10 protein-coding genes are annotated in these 18,095 nt (G+C 43.6%); 6 read left to right on the top strand and 4 right to left on the bottom strand.

Annotated elements, in window-relative coordinates; all coding sequences use genetic code 11:
* Nucleotides 1-45: 45 nt before the first annotated feature.
* The 3 genes from ACO1R6_RS14115 (at nt 46) to ACO1R6_RS14105 (ending at nt 3,751) form a co-directional block, all read left to right on the top strand.
* Nucleotides 46-1,221 carry a 1-deoxy-D-xylulose-5-phosphate reductoisomerase gene (locus ACO1R6_RS14115; protein WP_486265529.1) on the top strand — a complete coding sequence of 392 codons (1,176 nt, stop codon included), beginning with the start codon at nt 46-48 and terminating at the stop codon, nt 1,219-1,221.
* A 96-nt stretch (nt 1,222-1,317) separates the two neighbouring features.
* Entirely contained in the window at nt 1,318-2,631 is a 1,314-nt protein-coding gene (rseP, locus tag ACO1R6_RS14110) for an RIP metalloprotease RseP (RefSeq protein ID WP_486265528.1), read from the top strand.
* A 34-nt stretch (nt 2,632-2,665) separates the two neighbouring features.
* Complete coding sequence (locus tag ACO1R6_RS14105) at nt 2,666-3,751, top strand: LysM peptidoglycan-binding domain-containing protein (RefSeq protein ID WP_486265527.1); 1,086 nt, start codon at nt 2,666-2,668, stop codon at nt 3,749-3,751.
* A gap of 340 nt (nt 3,752-4,091) precedes the next feature.
* On the opposite strand, the gene ACO1R6_RS14100 is transcribed toward ACO1R6_RS14105, so the two are convergent.
* A complete protein-coding gene (locus ACO1R6_RS14100; protein ID WP_486265526.1) occupies nt 4,092-6,077 on the bottom strand; it encodes an OmpA family protein in 1,986 nt (661 codons plus the stop codon).
* Nucleotides 6,078-6,346: 269 nt separating this feature from the next.
* Between ACO1R6_RS14100 and lon the strand changes: the two genes are divergently transcribed.
* From lon to ACO1R6_RS14085, 3 genes are all read left to right on the top strand, one after another.
* Entirely contained in the window at nt 6,347-8,857 is a 2,511-nt protein-coding gene (lon, locus tag ACO1R6_RS14095; protein ID WP_486265525.1) for an endopeptidase La, read from the top strand.
* Nucleotides 8,858-9,227: 370 nt separating this feature from the next.
* On the top strand, nt 9,228-10,625 hold the full coding sequence (gene hslU, locus ACO1R6_RS14090) for an ATP-dependent protease ATPase subunit HslU (RefSeq protein WP_486265524.1): 1,398 nt from the start codon (nt 9,228-9,230) through the stop codon (nt 10,623-10,625).
* Nucleotides 10,626-10,862: 237 nt separating this feature from the next.
* Complete coding sequence (locus ACO1R6_RS14085; protein ID WP_486265523.1) at nt 10,863-11,588, top strand: SDR family NAD(P)-dependent oxidoreductase; 726 nt, start codon at nt 10,863-10,865, stop codon at nt 11,586-11,588.
* Nucleotides 11,589-11,629: 41 nt separating this feature from the next.
* Here ACO1R6_RS14085 and ACO1R6_RS14080 read toward each other — a convergent pair whose 3' ends face one another.
* From ACO1R6_RS14080 to ACO1R6_RS14070, 3 genes are read right to left on the bottom strand one after another with little or no spacing between them, the layout of a single operon-like run.
* Entirely contained in the window at nt 11,630-14,107 is a 2,478-nt protein-coding gene (locus tag ACO1R6_RS14080; protein ID WP_486265521.1) for a hypothetical protein, read from the bottom strand.
* 5 nt (nt 14,108-14,112) lie between these two features.
* Nucleotides 14,113-15,288, bottom strand: a complete 1,176-nt coding sequence (locus ACO1R6_RS14075) for a DUF4249 domain-containing protein (protein ID WP_486265520.1) — start codon at nt 15,286-15,288, stop codon at nt 14,113-14,115.
* A 4-nt stretch (nt 15,289-15,292) separates the two neighbouring features.
* Nucleotides 15,293-18,052: a TonB-dependent receptor gene (locus tag ACO1R6_RS14070; protein ID WP_486265519.1), complete on the bottom strand. Its 2,760-nt coding sequence runs from the start codon at nt 18,050-18,052 to the stop codon at nt 15,293-15,295.
* Between the last annotated feature and the right edge of the window lie 43 nt (nt 18,053-18,095).

Genomic DNA, 18,095 nt, shown 5'->3' with positions numbered 1-18,095 from the left:
AGGCAATTAATTTATAAACTATTAATTAAGCTAAAAAACTATCCTTTGACTCTACAAAATAAAAAGCGGATTGCTATTTTGGGCTCCACGGGTTCTATTGGTACCCAGGCATTAGACGTTATACAGGCGCACCCTGATTCTTTTGAGCTGGAAGTGCTTACGGCTTACAGTAACGCTGATCTGCTTATCCGGCAGGCATTGGCGTTTAAACCAAATGCCGTGGTAATTGGCAATGAAGACCTTTACCATACCGTTTTTGAAGCCCTGGACCCCCACGATATAAAAGTGTATGCCGGCGAAAATGCTTTAAGCTCCGTGGTAGAAATGGATACCATTGATTTGGTTCTAACCGCTATGGTGGGTTACGCGGGTTTAAAACCCACCATCCGGGCCATACAAGCCGGTAAAAATATTGCTTTGGCCAATAAAGAAACCTTGGTAGTAGCCGGGCAACTGGTAACCGAGCTAGCGCGCCAGAAAGGTGTAAATATTTATCCTGTCGACTCGGAGCATAGTGCCATTTTTCAGTGCTTGGCCGGCGAATTTAATAATCCTATCGAGAAAATAATTTTAACCGCTTCGGGTGGACCTTTCCGGGGTAAAAATGCGGCGTTTCTGGAAAACGTTACGAAAGAACAAGCCCTGAAGCACCCTAACTGGGATATGGGCGCCAAAATTACCATCGATTCGGCTTCGCTCATGAACAAAGGCCTGGAGGTAATTGAAGCCAAATGGTTGTTTGGGCTGGATTATAACCAAATAGAAGTAGTGGTGCATCCGCAATCAATAGTGCATTCTTTGGTGCAGTTCCAGGATGGCTCCATAAAAGCCCAATTAGGCCTGCCCGATATGAAATTGCCCATCCAGTACGCTCTGAGCTATCCCCAAAGACTAAAATCAGATTTTCCGCGTTTCAGTTTTGCAGATTACGCGCAGCTAACCTTTGAGCAACCCGATACCGAAACTTTCCGGAACCTGGCGCTGGCTTACGAAGCCATGGGGCAGGGTGGCAATATGCCCTGCGTTTTAAATGCTGCCAACGAGGTAGCCGTACAAGCTTTTTTAACCGATAAAATCAAATTTCTGGAGATGTCGGACCTGATTCAAAATTGCTTGGCAAAAGTTGTGTATATTGCAAAGCCTACCTACGACGATTACGTGCAAACCGACCGGGAAACCCGTTTGCGGGCCGCCGAGCTTTTGAAAGTAAGGGTTTGGTAAGGTTGTTGTGCAGGCAACTAACATTAATAAAGAAAAGGGTAGCGCCCTTTTGTCAGAAGAATTTATACAAGAGAATTTAGTTTTAGATACAGATAGATGGATGTTTTAGTGATGGTAGGCCAGTTGATTCTGGGCCTCACAATATTAGTAGGATTACACGAATTAGGCCACATGCTTACGGCTAAATGGTTTGGCATGCGCGTCGAAAAATATGCCATTGGCTTTCCGCCCAAGGTTTTAAGCAAGCAAATCGGGGAAACCGAATACATGATTGGCGCGGTACCGCTGGGTGGTTTTGTAAAAATATCCGGCATGATTGACGAATCGCTGGATACGGCTAACATGAGCGCAGAACCCCAACCCTACGAGTTTAGAGCCAAACCCGCCTGGCAACGCCTGATTGTAATGATGGGAGGGATTATTGTAAATGTAATTACCGGCGTAATTATTTTTATTATCCTGACGCACCAGTACGGCGAACCATATTTACCAGTAAACGAGGTTAAATATGGCGTAGTACCCAACGAGTTAGGTAAAGAAATGGGCTTCGAGACTGGCGATAAAATTGTAAAAATAAACGGCCAACCTTTCGAGAATTTCGACGATATCTACGACCCGGATGTATTGTTAAGCAAGGATGGTTACTATACCGTTGACCGCAACGGGCAGCAGGTAAATATTCCGATTCCGGTGGATTTAATGGACAAAATGGCCGACAACAAAGACCAACTCCGGTTTGTAGAAATTATTCTGCCATTTGAAGTAGGTAAAGTACTGTCTGGCAAGCCCGCCGACAAAGCTGGTTTAAAGACGGGCGATAAAATTCTAAAAGTAGGTAATACCGAAACGCCTTATTTCCACAACATGCAATTGGCTTTGTTGGCTCAAAAAGGCAAAGCAACCAACCTTACCGTAGACCGCGATGGTAAAATCATCAATTTAAAAGCCGAAGTAGACGAAGAAGGCCGTCTAGGTTTTGAGCGGGTACCTTTGCTTAAATATTCTATTAAAGATTATAGTTTAGCCGAGTCTATTCCGGTTGGTACCAGCAAAGCTTTTTCTATTATTACTACCAACATTAAAGGTTTTGCTAAAATATTCCGGGGCGAAGCTTCGGCTTCTAAATCGTTAAGTGGCCCCATTGGTATTGCCCAGGTTTTTGGTAATACATTTAGTTGGCATAATTTCTGGTTTATAACCGGTATGCTTTCGATGGTGTTGGCTTTTATGAACTTTTTGCCTATTCCGGCGCTCGATGGCGGCCATGTAATGTTCCTGACTTACGAGATGGTAAGTGGCCAGAAACCATCGGACAAGTTCCTGGAGAATGCTCAGAAAGTTGGTATGGTTTTATTACTGGGCCTGATGGGTTTTGCTATTTTTAATGATGTATTTAAATTAATTTTTTAGACGGATGCGTGACTTAGGAGTAAGATTTTGGTATTTGGGCTTAGTTATAATTTTTTTATTTACCGCCTTTGCCGCGCAGGCACAGGTAAGCCAGGCTTTACCAGATTCTGTTCCGGGCACTAACGCACCCGCTGGTTTTCATTACGTAGAAAAAGGCGATACCTTTTATAAGCTTTCGCGCCTGTACCAGGTACCCATCGATTCGTTGCAGGCCTGGAATGGCCCGGACCTTAAGTTAGGCGCCACCATCCGGGTAAAAGCAACTGCAACGGCCAATGCTCCAACACTAAAAGCAATTAAACCTGAGGTGGTTATAAAAAGTCCTGTGCCGCCGGCTCCGGTTACAAAAGAACAGCAACCGACCGGGCAAGCACCTGCGCCCGAGCAACCAGCGGCTTTTAACGTGCCCAAAACCGCCCAGCGGGTAATTGTGGTTCCTTTCGACCCGGCTTTGTATTTTTCAGATGCCGATAACGACATTGCCTGGCAATCTAAAATCCCGAAACAAAATGTGCGATATGTTTTCCGGCAAAGGCTTACAGCTTTGTTAAATGTACCGGGTTACCAAACCATTAATTTGCTGGGGCGCGAAGATGAATTAAGCCGTATTTATAAAAGCCTGAACTACAGCTACCAGGATATTACAACTACTAATTTTAAACCTATTGCCCCGCCTAAAGAAAAAGGCCTGAAAGCTTGGGTGAAAAACACCAAAAACAAAGTAGGTTTAGAGGCAGCTGAAGAGCCGATAAGCATTGCCAACGACGAGCGTAAATATTACGCCGCACAGCTAAACGATCCGGAATTGCTGGCAAGTTTAAACCAAACCTACCAGGCCGATTTTTACATTTTCCTGAACCAGTTCGAGATTTTTACGGATTACACCAATTGCATCGACCGCACTACGCAAAGCTTTTTACGCAATTTCCGGGTGCATTACTCTATTTACGATGCCAAAGGCGAGCTGCTGGCGGGTAATAAAGTAACTATGCCGTATATTTCTAATATTAACGACATAAATATTATTGTCCGGGAGAATTTTGGCAAAATAACTACCCGCATCCTGGACGATATGCCCCGGCCCCAACCACTAACCGGAGCCGAAGTGTCTAACCAATAATGTTTAGGCTTTTTTGGGATATTTCTCCAAATATTCTTCTGCCAGTAAAATTCATGTAGAGGTAAATTGGTATAGAACCGGTTAGATTTTTTCTGTCTTGATTCCAGGGCGCGTAGTAATATTCCAGGTGCCGGAAAATTATGATCTAGATTTCTCTACTGGTTTTATATCTGCTATAACAGCTTATACCCAATAGTAAAAAGAAGCTACCGTACCTAAACCCGCCAGGTTTTAAAACCTGGCGGGTTTGCGCTTTGAACAAAATAGCTATGGAAGTTTATAAATACGATTTGGTATTATTCAATTGAGTAGGGTAAAGCAAGCTAAACTGGTTAAGGACTTACTTGCCTAAGCCGGGCTTTATAATTTTAAATTCTACGCGGCGATTTATGCGGCGGTCTTCTTCGGTTGTTTCTTCTTTTAAGGGCTCGGTGCTGCCGTAACCAATGGCCGAAATGCGGTCGGGCAGAATTTTGCCTTTGGTAACAATGTAGTTTTTAATAGCATCGGCACGTTTCTGCGACAGGTTCATGTTGCTTTCGGGGTTGCCGCTGTTGTCGGTGTGGCCGTTAATCTGCAGTTTAAAATCCGGGTGGTCGGCCATAAACAAAACAATTCGGTCTAAGATGCCTTCCATACTGGGTTTAATAACCGCCATTTGCTCATCAAACTCAATATTCCGGAAAATTAAAGGCAAACTATAATCAATAACCGTAGTCATTATTTTTAACAGGGTATCCTGCTGCAGGTTTATTTCTTTTTCGATGGTAAAATAATCCGGGCTCTGAATCAGCATCATATACCGGTTATTATCAATCAGGTCAAAATCGAAGGTGCCGTCTTCGCGCAAATATTTAGAGGCCACTTCAATACCGTTATCCAGGTCGATAATAGAAATAATACCACTCAAAGGCTTGTTCGTTACTGAATCGACTAAAGTGCCTTCTAAATGGGTTACGGCCAGCGGATGCGCCTCCATGGGAAGCGGAAAAGAGTAAATATCCAGGTTTTTGGGGTCACTATCTTCCGACCGGGCGTAATACAAATTTTTAGATTCGCCGTCAATCGAAAAATAATATTCGCTGCCTTTGCCGTTTACCAGGGGGCCAATATTGCGGGGCTCTTGCCAGCGGCCAGCTATGCGGTAGGTTTTATAAATATCAAAATCGCCGTAATTTAAAAGCTGGCCCCGGGAGCTAAAATACAAAACCTGGTATTTGGGATGAAAAAACGGGCTTACCTCACTTTCGCGGGTATTTACCACCGGACCTAAATTTTGCGCCGGTGCCCAACGGCCATTTTTTAGTTTATAGGTTAAATAAATATCTGATAAGCCAAAGCCGCCCAAACGATCCGAGGCAAAATACAACGTGTCTTCGTTGGGCGAAAGGCTGGGTTGCGAATCCCAGGCGGTGCTGTTTACGGCCGCACCTAAATTCCGGGGGGTGCCCCAGTTACCATCTTTCAGGCGTTTAGCTATAAAAATATCGCAATTGTTGTGGCAGTCGGGGCACTCGCAACGGGTAAAATAAAGCGTTTGGCCGTCTTTACTCATAATAGCCGAACCTTCGTTGTAAATGCTGTTAATGGGTTTTCCAAAAGATTTGGCCTCGGACCAGTAACCGTTTTCGTTGATAGCGTAAAATAAATCTTCGTTGGCCGTGCTGTTTATGTCTTTGCGCCGCACCCTTTTCGAAGAGAATAGCAGCTGGTTTTGATCGGGTGTAATAACCGGGGCGTAATCTTCGTTTTTAGAATTAATGGTGGGACCCATGTTGGTGTAAATACCTTTGGGCGGATGAAAAGTTTTAATGGCTTTTCTGTACTCTACCAGCTCGTAATAATATTTAAGTGGCACGTATAAGGCCCGGTTGCCGGTTTCGAGCGAGTCGTAGTACTGCTGAATCTTTTTAATATCGGCGCGGCTGTGTTTCAGAGCCAGGCGGTAGTAAGCTTTGGCCAGGTTTTCGTTGCCGGTACGTTCGTAAAGCTGGCCTAGCCGCCAGAGCATGGGTGTATCTTTATAAAAGTTTTCAATGCCAAAATTACGCACGTATGCCTGTAACAGCGGCAGCACCTTTTGCAGGTTTTTTTTCTTTTCCAGTTTCCGGATAGCACCTTTCTGGCGCCGGTCGTCGTAGTAAGGTATTTTATTCAGATTCGGGAAATCAATGACAACCTCCGGAACAGGCGTAAGCTTTTTGTGCAGACTATCGGCTGGGGCTTGGCGGTTAAGATTTATTTGTGAACGTTGCTGGGCCAGCGTTGGAAGTGGCAGGGTAATAACCAATAATATAAGTAGCCAGAAAAGAAAATTAGCCTTCATACTTCCTGCCCCAGACCATTTTTGGTAACTTGTTTTAACCGTCGGACTTGCAAAATTACAATTTTTTGTACAAAATATAGCGATTAAATTTTTTAAATATAGTAGAAAAAAGATTTATTGGCGCATGTTAATTTTAGGTTAAATTTAATTAACTTGTAAGACTATGACATAAGTTTTTGTATTGGCACATCTATTGTTTTTGTAGTACCTTCACGGAATTTATTTCCGTATTTCGAATTTTGCTGTCAGTTTGGCACTTCATATAACTTATGAATTATAACAACAATAACTTTCTTCATAATCTAATGCTTACCGATTTAGCGGAAGATAGTGAAGACCTGATCTCAATAATTACGACCGATCCTACCCAGGACAAAGAAGAAGACGACAAAGTACCTACCACGCTGCCTATTTTGCCGGTCCGGAATACGGTTCTTTTTCCGGGCGTGGTATTGCCGGTAACAGTAACCCGCAAAAAATCGATCCGGCTGGTGCGCAAAGCTTACCGGGGCGATAAAATTATTGGGGTAGTAGCCCAACGGAATACCACCAGCGACGATCCTGCTATTGAAGATTTGTACCGGGTAGGTACCATGGCCAAAATACTGAAAATGTTGGTGTTGCCCGATGGAAATACCACCATTATAATTCAGGGCCAGAGCCGTTTCGAAATTGAAGAGGTTACCCAGGATTTGCCCTACATGATGGCAACCGTAAAATACTGCCAGGAAACTTTCCCGAACAAAAAAGGCCGCGAAGTAAAAGCATTGGTGCAATCTTTAAAAGATGCCGCCGCCAAAATGCTGAAACTAAACCCCGAAATTCCGCAGGAAGCCCAGATTGCCCTCGATAATATTGATAGTCCCAGCTTTCTGACGCACTTTTTATCGTCCAATATAAATGTAGAAGTACAGCTCAAACAAAAGTTGCTGGAGATTAACGATGGGGTAGAGCGGGGTACCACTTTGCTGGAATTAATGCTGAAAGAAATCCAGTTATTGGAAATTAAAGCCGAAATCCATACAAAAGTACACACCGATATTGACCAGCAGCAGCGCGATTATTTTTTACGGCAGCAAATAAAAGTTTTACAAGACGAGCTGGGTTTTGATGGGCCCGACCAGGAAATAGACAAACTCCGGAGTGCTGCTACCAAGAAAAAATGGCCCGAAGCTGTAGCCAAACATTTTAACAAAGAACTAGACAAATTGTCGCGTATAAACCCGGCCGCCGCCGAATACCCGGTAGCGTTAAATTATGCTGAGTTTTTGCTCGATTTGCCCTGGGGCGAATACACCAAAGATAATTTCAACCTAAAGCGCACCAAAAAGATTCTCGACGCCGACCACTACGGCTTAGAAAAAGTAAAAGAGCGCATTATTGAATATTTGGCGGTTTTAAAGCTGAAGAACGACATGAAAGCGCCTATTTTGTGCTTGTACGGCCCGCCGGGCGTGGGTAAAACGTCGTTGGGCCGATCGGTAGCTAAATCTTTAGGTCGTAAATACGTGCGCATGTCGTTGGGGGGGGTGCGCGACGAAGCCGAGATTCGCGGCCACCGTAAAACCTACGTAGGTGCCATGCCGGGTCGTATTATCAGCAACCTGAAAAAAGTAGGATCAGCTAACCCCGTAGTAGTGCTGGACGAAATTGATAAAATCAGTTCTGATTTCCGGGGCGATCCATCCTCGGCTTTACTAGAAGTGTTAGACCCCGAACAGAACAGCACTTTTGCCGATAATTACCTGGAGGTAGAATACGATTTATCGAAAGTATTATTTATTTCTACGGCTAACTCGCTAGATACCATTCATCCGGCGCTCCGCGACCGCATGGAAATTATTGATATTACCGGCTATACCATTGAAGAAAAAATTGAAATAGCCAAAAAGCACCTGGTGCCTAAACAGAAAACCGAGCACGGCCTGGAACAGAAAGATGTTACCATATCGAGTGGTGCCATCCGGAAAGTAATAGAAGATTATACCCGCGAGTCGGGGGTACGGAACCTGGAACGCAAGCTAGGGGCGTTAATCCGGAATATTGCCAAATCCAAAGCCATGGAAGAAGATTACAAAAAAGTAATTGAGGCAGCCGATGTATCTGGTATTCTGGGACCCGAAATATTTGACAAAGAATTGTACCAGGACAATGACACCGCCGGGGTAGTAACCGGTTTGGCCTGGACATCGGTAGGTGGCGATATTTTATTTATCGAATCGATTGTAAGCCGGGGGCGGGGTAAATTAACGCTTTCGGGCCAGTTAGGCGATGTAATGAAAGAATCGGCAGTTACGGCTTTGTCGTATTTAAAAGCGCACGCTACTGATTTGGAAATAGATTACCGCCTCTTCGACCAGTATGATTTGCACATTCACTTTCCGGAAGGAGCCGTACCCAAAGACGGGCCGTCGGCGGGTATTGCCATTTTTACAGCTATTGCCTCGGTATTTACGCAGCGCAAAGTACGCGCTCGCCTGGCCATGACCGGCGAAATAACCCTCAGGGGCAAAGTATTACCGGTAGGCGGCATTAAAGAAAAGATATTGGCTGCCAAACGAGCCGGCATTACCGATGTAATTTTGTGCATTAAAAACAAAAAAGATATTTCGGAAATCTCATCAGAATATTTAAAAGGCCTGAATATTCATTATGTAGATAAAGTAGGTGAGGTGCTGGAAATAGCTTTATTGCCCGAGAAAGTAAAAAATCCGTTGCCTTTAACGGTACTGGAGCAGCCTACCCCGGCTCCCGTACTAGCCGATACGTACGTAACCTAAAATATGCAGGCAGTAACAAGAATGACTAACCTAAAGCATGCCTACTGGTTGTTTGGTTGATACTATTTAGAAAGAAGCGTTGCCGCCTTATTGGGCAGTAACGCTTTTTTAACTTAAGGCTGTTGCCGGTATTAATATACGGATAGGCTTGTAAGTAAACTCCCAAATAAGTTTTATTGGGTATAGTTTGCCTGTGTTTAGACCATGATTTTGCTTATCAGATAAATTTTTAAAAGTTATAGAGCCTTTAATCATCCTTAAAAAACAGATAACAAATAAAGCCATTATTAAATTTGGTAAAATGTTTAATGGCTTTCTTAAGTTTAATATTCTTTGCCACTATAGCTTAAGCTGTACTTAAATTATTAAAATGTTAGAATCAGAGAAATATTTAACCCCGGCCCAGATTGTAGCCGAACTAGATAAATACATTATTGGGCAACACGATGCCAAACGCAATGTAGCCATTGCCCTGCGCAACCGTTGGCGCCGAATGCACGCCAACCCCGAAATGCAAAAAGAAATAGTACCAAATAACATATTAATGATTGGTGCTACCGGTGTTGGTAAAACTGAAATTGCCCGCCGCCTGGCCAGCATTGCCGATGCGCCCTTTACCAAAGTAGAAGCTTCTAAATTTACCGAAGTGGGTTACGTGGGCCGCGATGTTGAAAGCATGGTGCGCGATTTGGTAGAGCAGTCGGTGAATATGGTAAAAATGCGCAAAAAGGAAGAAGTAAAAGTGCAGGCCGCGCAAGTTGTAGAAGATATCATCCTGGATGCCTTAATTCCGCCGGTTGGCAATACCGTAACTAAGCCCGTTAATGATTTGGCTACGCCCGATAATTACATGCCCACCTCCGACCAGGAACTAAACGAACGCACCCGCGAAAAATTTCGGGTAAAAATTAGAAACGGCGAACTCGACGACCGTAAAATTGATATAAAAGTGCAGCAAAACAGCACTGGCGGTTTAGGTATTATGGGCCCCGGCATCGACGAAGCATCTATCATGAATATTCAGGAGATGATAAGCGGTATGATGCCCAAGAAAACCAAAAAGCGGAAAGTAACCATTGCCGAAGCCCGCAAAATATTACTTGAAGAAGAGGCCGTGAAGCTGATTGACATGGACGAGGTAAAAGACGAAGCCATCCGGAAAGCCGAAAATGCTGGCGTAATATTTATTGATGAAATTGATAAAGTTGCCAGTGCCAGCAACAAAGGCGGCGGTGGGCCCGATGTAAGCCGCGAAGGCGTGCAACGCGATTTATTGCCAATTGTAGAAGGCAGTACGGTAAACACCAAATACGGTGTCATTAACACCGACCATATTTTATTTATTGCCGCCGGCGCTTTTCACGTGGCTAAACCTTCAGACTTAATTCCAGAGTTGCAGGGCCGTTTTCCGATTCGGGTAGAACTGAGCAGCTTAACCAAAGACGATTTTTACCAGATTCTAAAATATCCGAAAAACGCCTTAACCAAGCAATACGAAGCTTTGTTACAAGCCGAAGACGTAGAACTTACTTTTGACGATGAAGCCTTGCAAAAAATTGCCGAAATTGCTTTTGAAGTAAATTCCGAAGTTGAAAATATTGGTGCCCGCCGTTTACACACTGTGGTAAGCCGGTTATTAAACGAAATCCTGTACGATGTACCCGATAAAATTGGCGCTAATGCCCATATCCAGATTACCGCCCAAATGGTAGAAGAGCGGCTCAGCGATATGGTCAAGAACCGGGATTTGAGCCAGTATATTTTGTAAAAGAATCAAAAGTTAAAAAAGGCAGCCTTAAACCAGGGCTGCCTTTTTTATTTAATATTATCAGCAACAACACATATTTGAACTCAATATTTATAAAAAGGAAAATATGTTCTTAGACAAAGTAATTCAGGCTTGGTATAAATAATAATTAGGTTGGCTCCAGCCTTACCAGGGAGTTGATGTATTATCAATTTTTGTAAATTCCCGTATGATTTTATCCTAACCAACACCTGAACCATGAATTACTACTTTATTACCGGTACCAGCAAAGGCATTGGTAAAGCCCTAGCCGAAGCCGCTTTGCAAGATAAAAATGCTTATGTGTTTGGTATTTCGCGCAACGTTACCCTAAAACACGAACGGTACCATCACCAGCACTTAGACTTATCAGATATAACCGCGTTGCGCAATAATTTGCATAAATTATTCCCTAGCCTGCAAAATCCGGAAAAAATTGTACTGGTAAATAATGCCGGGGTAGTAGGCGAAATCGGGTATATTGGTGGAGTGCCCGGCGATAATTTTGAGTTTGTTTTTGATGTGAATGTAATTGCCCCGGCTATGCTCATGAATACCTTTTTAAGTGCTTATCATGGTCATAGTTGTACTAAGATAATTTTAAATATTAGTTCGGGAGCGGGTCAGCGGCCCGTCGATGGCTGGTCGGGTTACTGTGCATCTAAAGCGGCTTTAGACATGCTGTCGTTAACTTGCCAGAAAGAACAAGATTTGCAGCATACCGGGGTTAAAGTATTTTCCATGGCGCCGGGCGTGGTAGACACCGCTATGCAGGCTCACATCCGGGAAGCCGATAGCAGCCAGTTCAGCGATTTACAACGGTTTAAAAATTTAAAAGCGCAAAACGAACTGCTGGAACCCGAACAGGTAGGTAATAAAATACTTAAACTGCTGCAAACTTCCGAAAAGTACGATGCAGTGGTAATGCGGATAAACGAAATTTAAGTTGCGCTCTTAAGGCAACAATTCAAATGTATATATTTTGCTTATAAAGGCCGCTTTACCTCAAACGTAAAACTGGTACTGCCCGGCAGACCGGCCGGGCTTAGGCCTTGTACAACAACCTGGTATTTACCACTTTGGTCTGAGGTATAGAAGTCTAAGGTTTGGGTACCATTTTCCGTTGAAACAACCGGCGACCAAAACAAAAGGTTTCTTAAATCCAGCAGGCGGCTTTGTTTTTGCGCGGGCGTGTCGTAACGGGGCGTATAAAACTCTTTTGGTACCTGCAAACCGGTATATTCCTGGTACAAAGCCCGCGCGTCCACGGGAAAACCACCCAAATCGCCATTGTAAGTACTATAACTTACTACGCCATCGTAACTTAAAGCCCCGTGAAAATACCGCTTGGCAACTACATCTAACCGTTTAATTTTAAGCGGATCGAAAGCCATTATTTTATTGATGTTAAACACGGGTAAACCATCTAAAAGCACCAAAGGCTCGTTTACAAATACCGTTCGGTTGGGTTTATCGATGACGTTGGGGCGGTCCATCACATAAAAATGAAAGCCGTCTCTCCGTAAACGTACTATTACGCCAGCAACGTACTCGCGCATTACCTCTTCCATTACTTTAAACCGGGTATATATATCTAAAAAATACCTTTCGGTGGGCTGGCCGTAAAAAGCTAAAGTATCGGTTGGGGGCAATGGCACTACGTTTAAGTACTTACTAAAAAAAGCTTGCTGGGTTTGTACCTGCAAATTACGTCCGGAGAGCGCTTCTTTTACCGTGGAGGTAAAGGCCAAAGATTTTAAATTAGAGGTAGTGTGCTTTTCCGAAAACGGATTTTCTATTTCGAAGCGGAAAGTGGTATCCTGGTTGGTGTTGGCTTGTAAAATAACATCGCGGGTGCCGTAAAAATCTTTTATTTCAAAAAGCACTTGGCCGGCCGCATTACTGATCGAATGGTAAAAGCGGGGTGTTAAGCTGGGCGTAGTAAGGTAGGTAGTAATATTTCCGGCGGGTTTACCAGAGCCAGCGTGTAATACTTTCCCCTGTAAAATAGGGCTTTTTAATTCCGGCATGTAGGCAAACGCGGGTTGCTTTTTAGAAAATATTTGTTCCCACTTAAACCGGCGCCAGCCGTGTGTTAGCATTAAAATATCAACTGCGGCGGCGGCTTGCTGGTTTGTGCCGGTTACGTAATATTCCGGGTTTTCGATGGTGCCTTTCAGGTCGGAGGTAAGCCATAAAAAGCTATTAATATGGGGGGCGGTTTTGCTTTGTAACGAGTCGAGGAGGTAAACGGCCACCGATAAATTAGCCGGAGCGGCCTGGCCGGTAGGGTGGGTAGTAGCTAAATCTAAAGTTACTTTTTCGCGGCTGGTGTACTGAAGCTTATCTGTTTTAGCCTGAATAGTTAAATCCTGGGTGGGTGGCTTAAAATACAAGCGTTCGCCAATGGGCTGTTTTTGGGCGTTAAACAAGGTAAAATGCGAAATACCCGGTGCTAGCTTATTTTTATCAATAGAGATAATGGTTTTGCCCTTATAGAGCGCCACCACCGTTGCCATAACTAAGTTTTGCCGGGTATGCGCCAGAAAGTACAAGGGTTTGTTTTCCGGGGAACTACCCGTAATCATTAGTTCAATTTTGTCGGGTTCCGTTTCAGTGAGTTGCATTACATACCCTTCGGGATAAATAACCGGTAGCGGCTGTTTTAATATTTTATTATTGGGCAGCTTAATGACGGCAGAATATTTATGAATAGCCGAAGGCGTGAGAAAAAAGTAGCCCATTCCCTGGTGTACCGATTTAAGTTCGGTAACTACTTTATTTTCGGCATCTAGTACCTGCCCGGTAAAATCTATACCCTGGCCGTAACTATTTACCAGCTTAAAAGCAACTTTGCTGTTAAGGTCGGCTACCAGATGGCCACCTTCCGGAAAAAACTGTAAGTCGTACGCCACAGAATCGGGATTCGCTGCTTTTTGGGGTTTGTTAAACGGATTGTAAATGGCAATGGTAGCATGAAAATAAAAATCAGGATTATAGTTTTTCATCCAGTTGGTATAAGCCCGCACGGTATAATTACCAGTATTTAAAGTGGCCGGTAACTGCAAATAGCCTTGGCCAATGCCTTGTTTTAAAGTTATTTTGGCTTGTAAAACGGGCTGCCGGGCGGTATTAATTACTTCTACATAAGCTACTTTGCTTAAATCTAAAGGTTCATGCGTTTGGCCGTGCACGTAATAAATTTTAAACCACATGGTTTCGCCGACCTGGTAAGCGGGCCTATCGAGGTGCAGGTAAAGTTTTTCCGGTACGTTTACTTGTTGGTATTGCTTAAAATACGTGGTAATATTATTTAGTGAATCCTGGCCCCATACCGGAGTATGGGTAAACCAGCAAATTAAAAGAAGGCCTGCAAACCACCTTAGTTTTTTGCCGGAATAACCTAAATAATGGTATTGGCGGATTAAAAAAAACAGGCCAAAATAATACAGCAGGTGTTTCATGTTATTTAGGGCCAGTAACTGGGTTTAACATTGGTGCCTCTTTTTCGGCAATCTATGCATTCGGCAGAAGAATAAACATAACCGATTATAGTACTACCAGCAGTATACTCGTTAACAGGAATATTTCGGCCCGTACCAAAAGCTTGGTCAGCAGCTTCTTCTAAATTAAAATCTCTTTGCATAGGCTGTTGCTTAACCGTATCTAACTTACAACCTTCGTAACCGGTTATAAATGTGCGCCATTGCCTAGGCAAAGATGCCCGATCAATAAATATTCTTTTTTCTTCAATAGAACTTATGTCGATAAAGCCAACTACAATTTCGTCAGGCGCATTGAGGCAGGTTATATTACCGGTAAATTGGCTAGGCTGCGGATCGAAGAGGGAACCTATGTTCTCGGTATTTTTCTTTACGGTTTCCCAGTAAGCATAAGCTTCGGGGCTTAGAGCAGATTGTTTCACCAAAATACTATATTTATACCTGAGTCGGGTATCATTAGCCGGAATAAAAGTTAAAGGAAATTCTGCCACTACATCTTGTTTCAGGTTAACGGTGCTACTGGTTTTAATATCAGTAGAGGCATTGCTGGCCCAGCAGTGATTAATATTTTCGGAGCGGTAAAAAAACTGTTTATTCTTATATTCCAGGTTCGACCGGTAAAAGGAATAAAATTCCCAGGTTTCTTCAAAGCTCCAGCGATAGTAGCGGGTTTTGTCTAAAGGGTCGTGGGTATTGGCGTAAATACGTAAACCGGTATTTTCGGCTTTCCAGGATATGCTGTCAATTTTAGGCGTTTTTTTTACCGGTACAAAAGCCGAAGCATAATCTTTACCGTCGGCCGTTCTAATCCGGAGCCGGTAACGCAATGTCTCATTTAAATTTAATTTGGGCGCGGAGTAAGTACCGTTGCTGCCGGGCGCTAAGGTAAAGCTTTGGCCATTATTTTCTGCTTCTACCGCAACTTGGGCATTACTTACAAATTGGGTGGGGTTACTATCGGCCAGATTTTGCGTGCGGGAAAGCACAATGGTAGTGGGGCCATCGCCGCTGTTTATCAGGCCGGTTACCACTAAAAACTGGTTGTCGGTGTTTATTACTTCGGGTTCGTAGGGTATTACGCAACTACAAACCATGGCTAGGATAAAACCAATACCGTATTTTGCCAGATAACGAATTTGCATGCGATTAAAATTTAAAATTATAAGTTACCGTAGGTATGGGTTGGCCAAAAATAGATAATTGGTACCCTTTTATTTTTCCGTTTTCAGCTTTAAAGTAAACCGAGTAGGGATTTTTACGGCCCGTCAGGTTATAGACACTTACGGTCCAGGAACTATGCGCTAGCTTTTTGACTTTGTGGTTGCCTTCAATATTTAAAGCCAAATCGGCTCGGTAATAATCTGGTATGCGGTAAGCGTTGCGATCAGAGTAAATTACCCGTTCTGAGTTGCCGTCATAATATTTGGCGAGGGGCAGCGTAATCGGCCGGCCGGTACTATAAGTAAAATTTACCGAAGTGCTAAACCGGCGGCTAAAGCGGTAATTGCCAATAAAAGTAAAATCATGGGGTTTATCGAAGTTGCTGGGGTAATATTCGCCTTTATTAATAATATCCGATACCGGCCCTTTGTTTGCCCGTACCAACGAGCGGGCATAAGTATAACTAAGCCAGCCATTTATTTTGCCGGTCAGCTTCTTAATCATTACTTCCGTGCCATAGGCTTTGCCTTCGGCGTTTAAAATATCGGTTTCCAGGTGATGGTTCAGGATTAATTTGGCGCCATTCTTATAATCTAAAAAATCGTGCATGTTTTTGTAATAAGCTTCTACCGATGTTTCGATGGTGTTGGATTTAAAGTTCCGGTAATAACCAATGGCTACCTGGTCGCCCATCTGGGGGCGGATATACGCATCACTTAATTTCCAGACATCGGTTGGGGAGATAGAAGCCGTATTCGAGAGCATATGTACGTACTGCCGCGTGCGGTTATAACTAACTTTTACCGAAGCCACATCCGTAAGGCTATACTTGGCCGATAGCCGGTATTCTGGCCCATGATAAGTGGCTATGCTTTTGCCGGAGGCGTGGTGCAGCGTATCTACTATGGTTTGGGTGGTTCTGGGAACACCGGGCGTATATACGTATTGGGCTTTCGGGCCCAGGCTATTGTACCACGAGTACCGGATACCGGCATAAACAGAAAACCGGGGTGTAATATCAAACCGGTCGGAAATATAAATGGCACTTTCTACGGCCTGTTCGTTTTCTAGAACATCCGGCATTACCAGGGAGGCTGGGCCCACTGGTTTTAAGCTACCCGGACTTAACCGGTAAGAAATAGCGCTAAGCCCAAAATCAATGGTGTGCAGGGTAGATGGATAATAATTAAAATCGGCTTGCAGGCTCGATTGCTTTAAGTTAAAAGTTAATTCCGAGGCGTTAACCGGGTTAAGTTCGCTGTTTACCTGGTACTGATACTGGCTGTAAGAACCGGTAAAAACCCCGTACAAATCGTTCCGGAAAACGTGTTTCCAGCGCAAGTTGGCATTTTTATTCTGGTAGTGGTAAGAGGTATCGGTGCCTAATTTAAAATAATCTTTGCTTAGATAACCGGTAAAGTACAGGCTGTTTTTGCGGTTAAATTCATGACTGAGGTGGGCATTAACATCGTAAAAAGAAGCGGCACTTTGGTTTAATACCGAGTTGGGCAACTGCTTTAATATCCAATCAGAATAAGTGGTGCGGCCGGCTATTAAAAACGAAGATTTGTCTTTTACAATGGGGCCTTCTAAAGCCATCCGGCTGGTTAACAGGCCAATGCCACCCGAACCGGTAAAGTTTTTTTTGTTGCCGTCGCGCGAAGTAATTTCCAGCACCGACGATAAACGTCCGCCGTATTTGGCCGGAATAGCGCTTTTGTATAGTTCTACCGTTTTAATAATATCGGGGTTAAACGCCGAAAAAAAGCCGAATAGGTGCGAAGGATTGTAAATTGTAGCGGTGTTGTAGAGAATTAAATTTTGGTCGGTGCTGCCGCCGCGCACATTTAAACCGGTGGTACCTTCGCCCACCGATTTTACGCCCGGTAAGGTAAGCACTATCCGTAAAATATCGGTTTCGCCAAAAGCTGTTGGTACTTGCTTCATTACCCGGATGTCGAGTTTTTCCATGCCCATTTGCATGCCGGCAATATTCCGGTCTTTTTCGGCTTCAATAATTACTTCTTTTAAAGGCGTAACATCTTCTTCTAAGTCGATGTTAAAAGTGCCCTGGCCGTTTAATTTAATTTGCCGCCGGGTGTTTTTCATGCCTAGCGAGCGTATTTTTAATTCGTGCCGGCCTACCGGCAGCGTTAAAGAATAATAGCCGTATTGGTCGGAGGTAGTACCCAGGTTCGGCGATTCGATGTAAACGGCCGCGCCAATTACCGGCTCGCCAGATTTAATATCTCGTATGTAACCGGCCAGGTTGGCTTTCGCAACATTGGAGTTTAAAATGCCAATTTCGTACAACTTAAGTTCAGAAGCGGCTTTAAGGGTTGTTTTATCGGGCTGGGTTGGGGTAGCAGGAGGCACCGGCTGGTTAATTGCAATGGTTTCTTTGGTAAGGGTAGTATCTGTAATATTTAGCAAGAGCGCATAACCCGGAGTAATTATTACGCGGTTTTCGGTATCAATTACAAATTTAAAGTTGGTATGCTTAAATATTGCTTCAAGTACTTCGGGTAAGGGTTTGTTTTTAACTTCGGCGTTAATAATTAAAGTATCGGCGGGGGTATCGTAGTAAAAACGGTAAGGTGTCTGGTTTTCTATTATTTGAACAAACTGTTGGAACGGTACCTGAACAAAATTACCCGTAATTGCCTGAGGCGGATTTACCTGCGCCCAGGAATTAAGTTTGTAATTAAAAATAAGTAAAAAGAACAGCAGGTAAAATTTCCCCATAAAGTAGTGGTAAAGGTGTTTTAGTTGGTTTAGTTAGGTGGGA

The sequence above is a fragment of the Adhaeribacter sp. genome (genome assembly GCF_057359045.1).
Note: the sequence above shows the minus strand (reverse complement) of the source record. Positions and strands in the feature narration are given on the sequence as shown.

Excerpts from the sequence above, each read along its gene's own strand:
- rseP (WP_486265528.1), top strand. The coding sequence starts at position 1,318 with ATGGATGTTTTAGTGATGGTAGGCCAGTTGATTCTGGGCCTCACAATA.
- ACO1R6_RS14100 (WP_486265526.1), bottom strand. The coding sequence starts at position 6,077 with ATGAAGGCTAATTTTCTTTTCTGGCTACTTATATTATTGGTTATTACC.
- lon (WP_486265525.1), top strand. The coding sequence starts at position 6,347 with ATGAATTATAACAACAATAACTTTCTTCATAATCTAATGCTTACCGAT.
- hslU (WP_486265524.1), top strand. The coding sequence starts at position 9,228 with ATGTTAGAATCAGAGAAATATTTAACCCCGGCCCAGATTGTAGCCGAA.
- ACO1R6_RS14085 (WP_486265523.1), top strand. The coding sequence starts at position 10,863 with ATGAATTACTACTTTATTACCGGTACCAGCAAAGGCATTGGTAAAGCC.
- ACO1R6_RS14080 (WP_486265521.1), bottom strand. The coding sequence starts at position 14,107 with ATGAAACACCTGCTGTATTATTTTGGCCTGTTTTTTTTAATCCGCCAA.
- ACO1R6_RS14075 (WP_486265520.1), bottom strand. The coding sequence starts at position 15,288 with ATGCAAATTCGTTATCTGGCAAAATACGGTATTGGTTTTATCCTAGCC.
- ACO1R6_RS14070 (WP_486265519.1), bottom strand. The coding sequence starts at position 18,052 with ATGGGGAAATTTTACCTGCTGTTCTTTTTACTTATTTTTAATTACAAA.